This window comes from Oscillibacter sp., assembly GCF_031978065.1.
Lineage (GTDB): Bacteria > Bacillota > Clostridia > Oscillospirales > Oscillospiraceae > Oscillibacter.
Window position 1 is genome coordinate 1 of record NZ_DALZCH010000096.1, and the last position, 12148, is coordinate 12148.

The 12148-nt window shown below is 54.6% G+C and carries 16 protein-coding genes; all 16 read right to left on the bottom strand.

All coding sequences use genetic code 11. From position 1 onward, the window contains the following. On the bottom strand, positions 1-209 hold a 209-nt coding region (locus RTK01_RS12890), incomplete at its 3' end, for a phage tail tube protein (RefSeq protein WP_312281369.1). A gap of 13 nt (positions 210-222) precedes the next feature. After that, positions 223-1581, bottom strand: coding sequence for a phage tail sheath family protein (locus RTK01_RS12895; RefSeq protein ID WP_312281370.1), 1359 nt, complete (start codon positions 1579-1581; stop codon positions 223-225). Further along, positions 1581-1742 (bottom strand): hypothetical protein, encoded by a 162-nt coding sequence (locus RTK01_RS12900; protein ID WP_312281371.1) that lies wholly within the window; start codon positions 1740-1742, stop codon positions 1581-1583. The genes RTK01_RS12895 and RTK01_RS12900 overlap by 1 nt, the downstream gene beginning before the upstream one ends. After that, positions 1739-2176 (bottom strand): DUF6838 family protein, encoded by a 438-nt coding sequence (locus RTK01_RS12905; RefSeq protein ID WP_312281372.1) that lies wholly within the window; start codon positions 2174-2176, stop codon positions 1739-1741. The genes RTK01_RS12900 and RTK01_RS12905 overlap by 4 nt, the downstream gene beginning before the upstream one ends. Next, the gene (locus tag RTK01_RS12910) at positions 2173-2691 is read right to left on the bottom strand and encodes an HK97 gp10 family phage protein (protein WP_312281373.1); all 519 of its coding nucleotides are present in this window, start codon (positions 2689-2691) and stop codon (positions 2173-2175) included. Before RTK01_RS12910 ends, RTK01_RS12905 begins: the two co-directional genes overlap by 4 nt. Beyond that, positions 2688-3053 carry a hypothetical protein gene (locus RTK01_RS12915; protein ID WP_312281374.1) on the bottom strand — a complete coding sequence of 122 codons (366 nt, stop codon included), beginning with the start codon at positions 3051-3053 and terminating at the stop codon, positions 2688-2690. Before RTK01_RS12915 ends, RTK01_RS12910 begins: the two co-directional genes overlap by 4 nt. Continuing rightward, positions 3050-3529 (bottom strand): DUF4054 domain-containing protein, encoded by a 480-nt coding sequence (locus RTK01_RS12920; RefSeq protein ID WP_312281375.1) that lies wholly within the window; start codon positions 3527-3529, stop codon positions 3050-3052. The genes RTK01_RS12915 and RTK01_RS12920 overlap by 4 nt, the downstream gene beginning before the upstream one ends. A gap of 15 nt (positions 3530-3544) precedes the next feature. Next, a complete protein-coding gene (locus RTK01_RS12925) occupies positions 3545-3802 on the bottom strand; it encodes a hypothetical protein (protein ID WP_312281376.1) in 258 nt (85 codons plus the stop codon). An 11-nt stretch (positions 3803-3813) separates the two neighbouring features. Next, positions 3814-4803, bottom strand: coding sequence for a DUF2184 domain-containing protein (locus RTK01_RS12930; protein ID WP_312281377.1), 990 nt, complete (start codon positions 4801-4803; stop codon positions 3814-3816). 15 nt (positions 4804-4818) lie between these two features. Further along, positions 4819-5325 (bottom strand): hypothetical protein, encoded by a 507-nt coding sequence (locus tag RTK01_RS12935; RefSeq protein ID WP_312281378.1) that lies wholly within the window; start codon positions 5323-5325, stop codon positions 4819-4821. A 1-nt stretch (position 5326) separates the two neighbouring features. After that, the gene (locus RTK01_RS12940; protein WP_312281379.1) at positions 5327-6508 is read right to left on the bottom strand and encodes a DUF2213 domain-containing protein; all 1182 of its coding nucleotides are present in this window, start codon (positions 6506-6508) and stop codon (positions 5327-5329) included. 76 nt (positions 6509-6584) lie between these two features. Beyond that, positions 6585-7709 (bottom strand): phage minor capsid protein, encoded by a 1125-nt coding sequence (locus tag RTK01_RS12945; protein WP_312281380.1) that lies wholly within the window; start codon positions 7707-7709, stop codon positions 6585-6587. Between the two features lie 131 nt (positions 7710-7840). After that, positions 7841-8062, bottom strand: coding sequence for a hypothetical protein (locus tag RTK01_RS12950; protein ID WP_312281381.1), 222 nt, complete (start codon positions 8060-8062; stop codon positions 7841-7843). A 7-nt stretch (positions 8063-8069) separates the two neighbouring features. Further along, positions 8070-9851, bottom strand: a complete 1782-nt coding sequence (locus tag RTK01_RS12955; RefSeq protein ID WP_312281382.1) for a DUF1073 domain-containing protein — start codon at positions 9849-9851, stop codon at positions 8070-8072. Next, a complete protein-coding gene (locus RTK01_RS12960) occupies positions 9848-11095 on the bottom strand; it encodes a PBSX family phage terminase large subunit (protein ID WP_312281383.1) in 1248 nt (415 codons plus the stop codon). The genes RTK01_RS12955 and RTK01_RS12960 overlap by 4 nt, the downstream gene beginning before the upstream one ends. Beyond that, positions 11064-11462 (bottom strand): KGG domain-containing protein, encoded by a 399-nt coding sequence (locus RTK01_RS12965; protein WP_312281384.1) that lies wholly within the window; start codon positions 11460-11462, stop codon positions 11064-11066. The genes RTK01_RS12960 and RTK01_RS12965 overlap by 32 nt, the downstream gene beginning before the upstream one ends. Positions 11463-12148 lie beyond the last annotated feature (686 nt).

Consider the following 12148-nt stretch of genomic DNA (forward strand, 5'->3'; position numbering starts at 1 on the left):
TAATAGATAGTAAAAGAACCCGAGATATTCATTTCTTTCGGCTTATGCTGTGTAGTCCGGGAGCCCACCACGGTAAACTTGGCGTCCTCGAATTCTGCATTGGCTTCAAACTTTTTGAGGCCGAACAGCTCCACATTCCGTCCAGCAATGGTGGCAAACGCTTTGCCCTCTTTTCCGTTCAGGGCGTCACGGGCAAGTAAAAACGACATCTTTTCTCCCTCCTCAGCTCACGACAAGCTTCATGTAGATTTTTGCGATTGCGTCCACCGGCTGAACCGCCAGCGTCACCACGATGGCGTCCCCGTCTTCTCCTGATTCCACAGTCACATCATCCGCCACGAAGTTCTTCACTCCGCCGTTGGCCTGCATGGTCATCAGCAGACTGACAACTTCCTTTTTCACAAGGCTGCGGCCGTCGGAAGTGTTGTCCGTTTTACCGATGTGATTATCCGCAAAGGTGCGATACAGGTAGTTGGCGATGTAATACAGCGTCCGAATGGGACGGTTCTTTGAAAATACCTTCTGCTTATCGTTGGTGTAAGTGGTCAGCGTGTTGATGTCGTAGTAAATCCGCACGGAGCCCTCATCCTCAAAGAACACCATGTTGCCCGCCGCAATCAGATCGGTCGCCTGAGATGTGGTGTATTTGGGATACGCCCCAGACGCGCTGGGATGTACCGCGTAGGTAAGGTCCTGATTGTACTTGGCCCCCGCAGAGCAGCCGCCCACCCACCAGCAGGACTGCGCCGCCGTCAACGTGGTTCCATCTCTGAGCACAATCCCGTTCACCGGGGAGGTCACAGATTCGTTATCGGCCTGCGCATAGCCGGGGAGCACAAGACGCACCTTTTTTCCTTCTTTATCGCAGAGCCGCTTCACAAAGGCCACCATAGACGAGGAAACGGTTGCCTCGGTTCCGTCATAAATCACCACGTCGAACTTCTCCGGCTCCAGCGCAGTCAGGAATGAGGCGTATGCGGTCGCGTCAACGGCTCCATTCACCCCGCCGGAAAGTGTGGTCACCGCGCTCGCGGCCAGAACCCCGCTCCCGGAGAATTCCACCCAACCATTGGAGACGAGGTTTGCAATTCCCGTCACGGACTGAGAATCCTGCATAACGCCATCAACAAAGGTGCTGACAATGAAGCTTCCTTCGTTGTCGGGATCAGCCGCCACGTTCACGGAAATGCTGTTTCCTCGAATGCCGGGATAGTTTGCCGTCACGGTCAGATTACCCAGCGTTGCAACAGCCTGCGCTGCTCCCGTGGCCGCAGGGCGGTACAACAGCACGGCAGACGCACCCGCAGACCGGGCGGAGCCGTCGGCATTGACGGAACCTCGGAAAATTTCCCGCAGGAAAAGCATCTCGGGCGCAGTATCCAAATCGTACCCCAGTACGTGGAAAACGTCCGTGTCGAAGTCAACTTTAGTGATCTGCGCCACCGGGCCCCAGTTTAAAGACTCACAGATCGCCACAATGCCGCTCTCCCCGTAGTTGGAGGAGCTGGCGGCGGCGCTTTTGATATTCAGGTAAAAACCGGGCAGCGTTTTATTCTGTCTGGTCCATGTTCCACCGGCCATTACTTCACGTCCTTTCCAAAGAAGCTGTTAAGCGCGGCTCTTGCTTCTTTCATCGTATATTCCGGCTCTTTCAAAACCACTCTTGCAAAATCCTGCTGATAGCCGGACAAGGCTTTGCTTTGCAGCAAGGTTTCAGTGGGATACTTCATCTCGCTTTTCATTTGCTCTTTTCCTCCAATGTCATCGTCCGCATATAGTTGGGTGCGTATGGCTTCATCAGGCGCACAGGTACGTCAAATTGATAGTGCAAGCCGTCCAGTTCCACGTGCCAGGAGTGATTTCGCGTCGGGAGTTTAACGCCGTCCGCGTACTGCAATTCCGTCAGCGCATACGCCAGCAAATCTGCCGCCGCGCGATACAGGTCATTCATGTTCGGGAGGTTATACTCCACCAGATAGCACAGATCAAATTTCAGCGTCTGAGTCCATCGATTGTCAATTCCCTGCTTGGTTGGCTGTTCGCCCCGATACTTGATAAACACTGCCGGAAGCGTGGTGTCTTGCTGATTCGGGTTGTCATAGACCGTAACGCCCGGAATGACCGAAGCAACGGCGTCCGCAATCGCTTGATTTACGTCGGACAGGGTATAATTCACGGTTTAAACACCTCCCGCAGCAGCAGATTCATTTCCTTGAGCGCAAACTCTTCATAAGCGTCCCGTCCCGTCTCAGACATAAACACGCCGGGGACATATTGCGTTTTGGTTCCCACCATAATGCCGCCAACGTCAGAGCTAACTTTCTCAAGCCTCTTTGTCACAGGATTTATTACGAGACCGGGAACGAAATGCTTATCCATCCGATGCCCCTGGTCGACGTAGGAGGCGTACTGCACGTTGTTTTGCCCCAGCGTCTCATATTCGTTTCCGGCGGAGGTGTGCCGGTAAATCTGCGGAACCATGACGCTATCAGCGGCCCAGTGAGATTTCAGCTCGCCACTCTGCGTATTGGTTCCGCCAACATCGCCCGTGTTTGGCGGCGTTTTTTCGGTGGCGGCTTCGACATATTTCATCGTGGCGCCCTTGGAAATTTCTATAAAGGTCTTGTCCATGTCAGCGCCGCGCTTCCGAAGGATATCCGCACGGCGCTGCATGGCGTCACCAAAGCTCATGTCCGTTCCTCCTGCATAATGGAAAGCTCCTTATGCGCAAGGCCAGGGAGGACTGCTCCGAATGGCTCCGCGTACTCCTGCGGCTTTCCTGCAAAGTAGCGTGTGGGTTCGCCGCCGCTCCGGGTGATTAGAAGCTCGTCTCCTTTGTAAATGTCCGCATCCATACCGCACATCAGCTTGTCGGAACCATCCACGTGCGCAGCGGTATCCGCCATGGTTACAGACGGCTTGGAGGACTGATAGACCCGGCACGGAATACCTGACGCAACCAGCGCACGTTCGCGCTTGGTAATGCTTCCAACTTTGACGTCAGAGACGCGGTAAACATCCGCGCGGTCTGTATACCAGTCTGCAAAGTTCATATGACCGTCATGCCCCCCATTCCAACCAGACGCGCCATGGTGGCCAGCGACTGCCCATACTTTGTGGCGTTCAGTCCGCCCCACTTTTCCGTGGCTTTTGTGAGCGCCTCCGTGTCATAGGTGACGGAGGAATCCCCCAGCGTGGCGGATTTCAGAACGCCCACCGTTGCGCCGGAGGCTGCTGCCTGCGCCGGGGACGCAGACTGCGCGGCATAGGTGCGCAGGTACAGCGTCAGATTGTGCGCCGTGTATAGCCCGCAGGCATACCGCCAATTGTCTGGCCACTTTTCAGGGCTGATCGCCCCGCACGCAAGCTTCACAAACATATTAAGCATTGCATCCGGCGCAATTGATTTCGTCCCATCAGAAGTAAATTGTGGGAAGTCGGCCAGAAACATGTCTTTCGTATAGGGCGCCGCGCTTGCCGAAAGATTTGCGGCGGCGGCTCTCACTCCGTAAAATTGTGCGTTATCCATGCCTCTGGCCTCCTCTCATTCTGCGGGCTTCTCCGTGGTATCGGTGATATTGGTAGGATCTTCACCGGAATCCTCCGGCGCTGCGGATTTCTTGCCCTTCTTGGCGGGCTTCTCCGTGGTATCGGTGGTAACAATCGTCCCGTCGCTGATCGCCGCCTTAATGTACCAGTGCTTTGCCCAACGGTCGTCAATCTCCCCGACAAACCCGTTTTGAAGATTCAGGGATTCGGAGCCTTCCTGAATATGCAGATTTCGTTTGCAATGAATAAACATCGTTGTCCCCCTTAAATGCCGTCGTAGTAGCGGATGGTCTGCGGGTAGAACACTTCCACCTGAGACAGATTCGCCACATACCCGGTGTCGTAGCACAGATTTGCCGCATTGGGCTGCGTCATGGCGCGGGTTAGAGAGACAAGCTCCTCCATTTTGAGGAACCGCTCATCGTTGATGTACACGGTCATGCGATCCGTGCCGCCAACGCCGGCGCCCTTGCACCATCTGGTGGGAGCAATGGTCAGGCTTCCGCCGTTTTTGGAGGCAACGTTGTTCTTCATCAGGAAGTCCAGAATGGTTTCGGTGGCCAGCTCTGTGACCTTCGTGGTCAGAATGTAGTTGTACTGCTCATAGGGCATGATGATGTGATTGGGGACAGCAGAGGTGTCGTACTCGGCAGCTTCCCATGCATCAGTCAGCGCCTTATTCACATCATCCAGAATCTGTTGGGGTGTCTTGGCGCTCCATGCCGCAGAAGACCCGCTGCCAATCGCAGCCACATTGGAAGCAACAGCGTTGGGATCGTTCAGCAGGCCGGTAGTTCCGAAGTCGGCCAGCCCCTTGTATGTGCTGACGTCAAGGTGCTTGTCATAGGTCATGCGGATGCCCTTGGTCAGCATGTCGTCCAGAGAACGTCCGATGAAGTTGGAGCGCATCATATCTGCAAAGGACACGCGCAGACCCACGCCGAACATATGAGTCTTGAACACATCCTTGCCAAGATTGGCCTGCACAATGGGAACGCCATTTGCGCCGGGGGCCATCACAGGGCCGGACACGGAAGACCCTGCCATAGCGTAGGTGATGTTCATGGCAGAGACGTTTTCCACCCAGCCGCCGCCGACAGTGATGGGAATATCGCGGGCATAGGTCAAAGAGGTCAGAGGCTCGCGGATCTTGGTGTCGCGCTTCTCCAGCTCGGAAATCAGGAACGCGCCGCCGGAAGCGCTCGCGGCGTCCTGCATCGTCACAGGAGCCGAAGGGGTTCTAAAATCAGGCATATTTATTTCCTCCTATCAGGCGTTGTTGCAGGTCAGGATGCGGATTTCAGCGACGCGGTTAGCATCCGCCGCACCATGCCATTTGCAGTTTGTCAGCTTCACAGTGTTCGTGCCGTCAGCAGCCGCTTCAAAGCCGCCGACCGCGCCGGTGGGAATCGCAGCGTTTGCAACAGTGCGGATGTACACATCTCCGTTGAGCGCGGGCGTCCCGACATTGCACAGGACGTTGATGCATCCTCGCTTAAATGTCGGAAGCGCTTCGTCGGGCGCGAACTCGCCCTTATTCTGGTCAAGATAGCCGAGAGCGCTCTTAATCTCACGGGCCGCGATACCGACAAACTTTGCCGCCGTATCAGCTGCGCCGAACGGAACCACTGTGTTGCCGGAGTAAACCAGCGGAGTGCCGAATTCCACATTGGCAGAGCCGCCGAGGGGGTGGGTATCCACGATCATGTCCGGCTGCCGAGTATAGCTTCCGGGGAAACCATTGGGCATCGTCAGCCCGATATTCTGTCCAGGCATATTATTTGTCCTCCTTTTGTCTGTGGGGATTGCGGGCGTTATAGGCCGCCTGCTGCGCCTTGCTGCGTGCCTCGGGGTCTGTTTCCTGCAAATGCTGCTTTGCCGCATCGGCAGTTGCTTTGAGCAGATCGGCTCCGGGAGTCTCTACGCTGGCACGGATGCTTTTCAGTAACGCATCGGTGACGGTCTTCTTTTCGTCGGGGTCTTTCATAGCCGCAATGGCAGGCCGCGCGTTTTTGAGAATCTGCACGGCGGCGTCTCCCATCAGCGTTCCCTGTTCGGCCGCGTCTGCGCTGATGACCTTTGCTCCCGGTTCGTCCTCGGGAGCGGCAGGCTCGTCCTTGACGTCTTCGGGAGCGGGCTTCTTTTCAAGCCCTGAAATCGTCTTGTCGATCTGTGCCTCGGGGCTGTCGTCGGTAGGCGCGGGCTTCTGCGCGCACATGGCGGTCACCAGTTCGATCAGCTTGTCCAGCTTGGCATCCGTTCCGCCGTCAGCGGGCGTCGCATCTGTAGCGGGCTTCGTCTCGGTGGGTGCGGGTTCCTGCGCTTTCGCGGGTTCACTCTCCAGCATCGAGGCGGCATCCTGCACCATCTGGTCCAGTTCTTCTTGGGATGCGTCTTTGGCTGCCCGCCCGAACATGGCGAACAGACCCTGCTTCTTGTCTCTCATAATGGGTCTCCTTTCAACTTTCGCCGCAGGCGCGGCATCTTTTATTGCTACCTCATGGCCCGCTCTGCCCTGCGGCACAACCGCCACGTGATTGCCTTGAATATTGGTCTGCTTGTATCTCCCGTCCCCGGCTGGCTCATACCGCGCGGTATACCCGCAGGATATTTCACGCTTCAGGCCGTTTTTGATGTCGTTAATCAGGTTGGGGTCTGTGATATGCAGATCCGCTATGGTCTGGCTGCCGGAGCGCCGCACATTCTGGACATGCCCTTTGGCGTACCCCGCCACGCTCTCAGGGGTCAGGTTATCAGGCGGGTGGCCGTCGGTGATCGGCTTTCCCTCAAAAGACGCCATAGCCGCCGGAGAAAAAACGTCAGCTTCGTCACGGACGACGGTCACCGACCGTTCCGGGTCTCCGTCAAGCTGCAGTTCCCGGGCCGCATACTGCATCTCTCCCGTGCGGGAAATGGGGACCTCCTTGCAGATCAAATACCCTTCCGGTGTATCAATCATGTGCGGGCTGATCTGCTCCCCGAAATAACATAGCAATCTGCGTCACCTCCTCAAAAATGGTATAATAAAACCGCCCTTACAGGCGGCTGTACAATTCTTTCCATTGCTTATACTTCTGGTCATTGGCCATTTTGTGTTTTATAAACGTCTGCGCCGTCTTGGGCATCTTGTCTCCCAGCGCCATACGGTATCTCTGGTACTCATGCAGCATCCGCAGATACTTCTGCCGCCCTGCCTGCTGCTGCCGGTACGCTTTAATTGCCTCGTCGCTGCGAGGGTCAAATGACGGCGGATTGCTGCGGAAAGAGGATATTACCTGATCCCGCTCAATCTCTCCCTGCGTCATGCCGATTGTGGAATACGGCGTCAGAGTGTGCAGGCAGTTCGGATGGATATTGAGGTAGCTATTTGTCAGCATTTCAGGTCCCGCACGGTCGACTTTGCCGAAGACAGCAGACAACGGCGGGTAGTCCGGGCTATTACCACTTTTGGAATAAACGCGGCCCTCATAAGGGGCACACGCTGGGCAGGTCGTTCCATGCCTGGACATCTTGAACAAGTCCTGATCGGGGTCCTTTGTCAGAACGGCAACATTGACCGCCTGCCGGGATGTCGTGCGGGTTACCATGTTGCAATACGCATACAGGCCCCATCGCCTGCCCGCCTTATCCACATAGGCCGTCACGCCGTCGGCGCGGAGCTGCGTCATCATCTGGTTAGCCGTTTCCCATGTACCGCCGCCAGCGGCTTCCATCTGGGCCACGCTTGCAACGCCAGCCTTCCGAAATTGGTCCTCGTGGAGCCGCCCAATTGCTGAGTGTGCACTCAGCTCTGCCTGCCGGGACGCTTCTATAACGCTGCTCATTAGGTTGGCCGTCAGCGTTTCCACAATGTCCGTCTGCTCAATCGTCAGCGCTCCGGCATTTGCGTATCCGTAAAGATGCTTTGCCATAGGCTCCGCCAGTCGCGCTTTTTCAGGGTGCTGTACGTAAAAACTTGACTCCACCAGAATCGGAACATACCGCCAGCAGGCATCCTGCATATTTGCAAGGGTCCGCTGCACCCGTTCCAGCGCCGCTTGTTCAGAGTAGTCAATCAGGCCATTTGATCGCTTATAGGTCAACGCATCAAACAGGCTCTGTTCCGCCTGAAGGTAGACTTTCCGTAACTGCTCCAGTATCCTGTCCGGGTTCGCTGGCATTGGCCTTCACCTCCTGTGGGTATCAAAAAAGCGCCGGGCAACTGCCTGACGCTTTAGGGGTAATAAATATTTCTTTAACAGATTTCAAAAAATCCTTTACTTTATTCATCATGTCGTCATACTTGCCCAGCTTAGTCGTTCCCAATCATTGTGACGATTTCGGCAGCGATATTTCCACGTTCGGGAAGATCGTCCCCGTCATCAATGATATTTATTTCGTGTGCCTCAATGTCAAACGCGTCCTCTTGGAGCTTATGCAACTCGGTATCGCTTAACTTGCAAGGTTCGTCGATAGGGACATCTATTCCAAATTCCTTTTTAATGAACACAGACTGTTTTTGAGTAAATATCATAGCGGCTTCACCTCCTATGCATTACAGATACTATCTTTCCAGTATCGTGATTTATGACTATCCTCATATTGCCCTTATCATAGACGCTACACGTCGCATCGTTTTCGGATTGTTTCGGGGCAGATTGAATAGCATCTCTTATCTCTCCAGGGGAAATTTCTCTCTGAGCAGCACGATCAAAGGCATGATCTCTAATTCCGCTTATTTCAATTCCGTCGCTTGTTTTGCTTTTGAGAAGTAGATCACTATATCTCGCTCGCTCTACTTTGTCAAGAGTTTTTTCCCCGCGGCTGTTTTTGGCAAAACCGGTTGGTTTATCATACTCCCCGCCATCGCCGGACCCTCCCACCTGCCCAGGGCGCCCGGCGTGATTAAAATTTCCGCTGCCGGCCCCTCCGTCAGCCGTAGGAACCGTGTCAATAGTCAGGCCCGCTAACGGATCGTGCATCGCCTGCTGATTCTGATAAGAAACACCCATGTTCTGTTGGATCTGCTCATCGGGAATACTGTCAAACATACCAGTTTCTCCGGACAATTTCTTTAGTTCGCCCTGTGCGGTTCCCTTGTCCAAAAGCCCCGACTGATACCCAACCACAACAACACCGGCCTTTTTATCTGCAATGTCGGCCACCTCGGAGGCTTTGGGCGTCCACAAAGGCGGAAATGCAAGATCAAGCCCGTCCGGGACCTCTCCCCAGCAGGAAAGCGCCATTACCGGCAGCAACCGTTCCATAATAGGGCGCAAATCGCTTTCCCGACGCGTGTCTATGTAGTCATAGTAGTTTTGCAAATCGCCCTCCCCCGTGGCATTCATCCCAGCGGCGGAGCGGCCAAACAGCTTTGTCACCGGGATACGGGACGCGCCCGACACATCCATCATCACGCTGTCGTATACGTCGGCCAGCCCGGCAAACGTATACTGCGTGTTGTGGACTGCATCTCCTTTGTTGACAACCTTTGTGCCGAAGTTGCTATCAATCACAGACTGCGCTTGCAATAGCCCGTAAAGCCGTTTCTGCTGTGCAGGAGACGCGGTGGAAAGAAGCTGGTCGAGGTTGTCCACTTCCATGTAATCGCGGCAGGCCCGGAATGTCAGGGCCGCCATATTGTGGGAAACATTGTCCCGCTTTACGATTTCATCATAGACGGCCTCGATTTCCGACTCCCCCCAGTACATCTCCGCGATCTTCTCGACGTAGGGAAGCTCTCGGCCAATAAAACGAATTACTCTGGAGTGGTGTACTCTTTGGACAACTGCACCGTCTGCGCCTTGCACGGAATAATAGGCAGGAAGCCCAAAGTCCTGGTCGGACATATCAGTTACAAGCTCCGTCTGCGGAAAAACACCGCTCCACCGGTCAACCACATACAGTCCCAGAAATGTACCTGGAAGCACTGCGTTAAGGTCCAGCGGTTGCGACAGGTCATCGTGCCCGCGAATCATCATGATTCCCACAGCGCCGCCGTACAGCCTTCCCCAGTAAAACCCTTTCGCCAGCCTATCCCGGAGGGCCGTGCGGCGCATCAGCCTGTTCATTTGGTCCTGCGCCTGCTGTGTAATGCCGTTCAATGTCACCCATTCCCGCAGCATGTCATCGGGAATCGTAGTGATAATATTCTGGGTAATCCAGCTGTTGCGGTACAAGCTGTTCAGCAGTGCATAGTTCTGCGTCATACGGGTCATTGGGTAGGTGGTTGCCTCCAGTGGAGATTGCGACCCAGCGCCCAAACGAAATAGAGAATTGGAGAACGCGTCCGCTGTCTGCACTTGCTTATTTCTTCTGCTCAAATCACAACCTTCTCCTCTCCATACCGCCATTTAGGCAGCGCAGTATTGACGTAATAACGCAGCGCATCGGGGCCATGATCCATCGTCTTAATGGGCTTCTCAACGCCCATTTTGGCGGCTTTCTCGTCCCACACATAGGAGCCAAGTTCACCAATCAGGCCCTCGCAGGATTCGTGAATCATCAGCACCCGCCGGCTGAGCAGCTGCGCCACTCTACGGATGCCGTTCAGCACATCGTTATCCGCATCCATGACATACACCCCGCGCCGGGAAAGTTCTACTTTGAAGCTCGCTGCTGAAGGGTCTACGATCACCGGACATAAAAACTGCGGATCAGCGCCCATGAAAGACTGGAGTTCATCTGCATACTCGGAGTCTGTTTTTTGCAGTCTTTCTTTGCGGCTGTCCCAACGGTACTCCCGATCCACCCAGACGCGCTCTCCGTCGTCATAGACGTCCAGATATGCCTGCGGGTTGGTTGTGCCGTAGTCGCATGAGATATGGCGTGCAGCGAGGTATGGGAGTCCCTGTGGTCTCTGTGCGTCCGTGTAGACATTCACGTCCCGGTTAAACATATCGTAGATAACGCCGTCTCCGGCTACCCACAGGCCCAGAATATACCGCTGATAAAAAACGCCGCTGTACAGGCTCTTATACCGCGCTATGGTTTCCTCCGACAGCGACGGGTTATCCTCCATGGTAAAGTGCAGGTGCGTCGCGTCTTTTTCCCCGGCGTGTTTTATCCACTCTTTGTTGAACCAGTGTTCCGAGACATCCGGATTGCAGTTGAACCAAAACTTTGCATTGCTGACAGAACACCGAGCGAGGGCCTGTTCCACAAACGACCGCGGCATCAAAGCCACCTCGTCCAGCAGGATTCCTGCCAACGTGATGCCTTGAATCAGCATGTAGGAAGATTCGTCCTTTCCGCCAAAGACATAAAAGCAGTTTTGCTTCTTACCTCGCCGTACAATCAGCTGGTGAGTTGATCGGGAATAGTCCAGGCTAAAATTTTCCCGCAGATAGGTAACGCCTAAAAGCGGCTGGATGATATTTCGTTCTGCCGAGCCTACGGTCTTGCCGCACATTGCAAAATTACAATGGTTGAAGTTTCCCATAGCCCACAGGATGAACGACAGCGACATGATAGAGGTCTTGCCCGACCGCACCGCGCCATCACAGATTAGCGCCGTATGCCCCGTGTATGGCCATTTAAGAATTTTGATCTGTTTCGGTGACAGCATCGATTGTCTCCTTCAGGGATTTGGTGACGGGATCGTCTTCAATCGCATCACCCGAATTATTTGCGGTGTCGCCCAGAAGATCAACGATGATCTTCGCCGCCTTGGCGTCTCCCTGCGTAGCCGCCTCGGTCAGCCCGATAATCATTGCCATCTGGTTGTCCACGTCCTCCGGATCAATGCCGCGGCGTGCAATTTTGTTCCACCTGCGCCGGTCAGATACGGGCAAAGACAGGTATAAATCGGCGGCATCTTTCAGGCTTCGCTTACGGCGACGTGCCGCACCGGAAGCCTTACCGCCTTTTGCGCCGAGTTCTCTAACTTCATCCTCGCTTCGCTGATCCATTGGAATAAGATTTTCACTGCCCACGTCACCACCTCTCTTGCTTAAAAATCGTTCTGCGCCCCGGCTCCCGCACCTGCCTACAAAATCAGAACAGAAAGCACCCACTTGCGACCACAAAGAAGGGAACCGGTCAGAAATGACCGGTTCCCATTAGAAGGAAATTCATGCTACCAAAATATCACAGATTTTTGGCTCTGGGGGCTCAATCTAAAAAACCATAATTTTCTGCAACCAGCCTAATAAAATCCTGATGCCATCTTCTCGCTGTTGCAAATCCGCACGGCACTTGCAAAGCCGCCCCTTCCAACGTATACCGCCTGTCCCACAAAACCATTTTCATAATCGCCAGTCTCTGTCGCCCGTTCGGATACCGCTCCGTCAGGGCTATCGCTTGATGTACGGCCTCGTACTCTCGTTGGCTATTAGTCGGCAGCTCTCGTATCGCAAGCGCCTCTATGGGCCTGCCTACGCCACCGCCGTGCGGCATTTCACTGTACGACGCTGTGACGGACTGGCTATGTAAATCCTCATACTGCTCTCTAAGCACCGGATACCGACGTATCATGCCCTTGACGTAAGGCCACCAGTCATATCTTGGTTTGCTCATTTACTCCTCACTTTCTCAATCCTCGCCTTCAGCGCCCGCATTAACGTCTCCTGCGTGTCTCCTTTGGCGTTCAGGGACGCAAGCACGTCCTCGTCTACGCCGC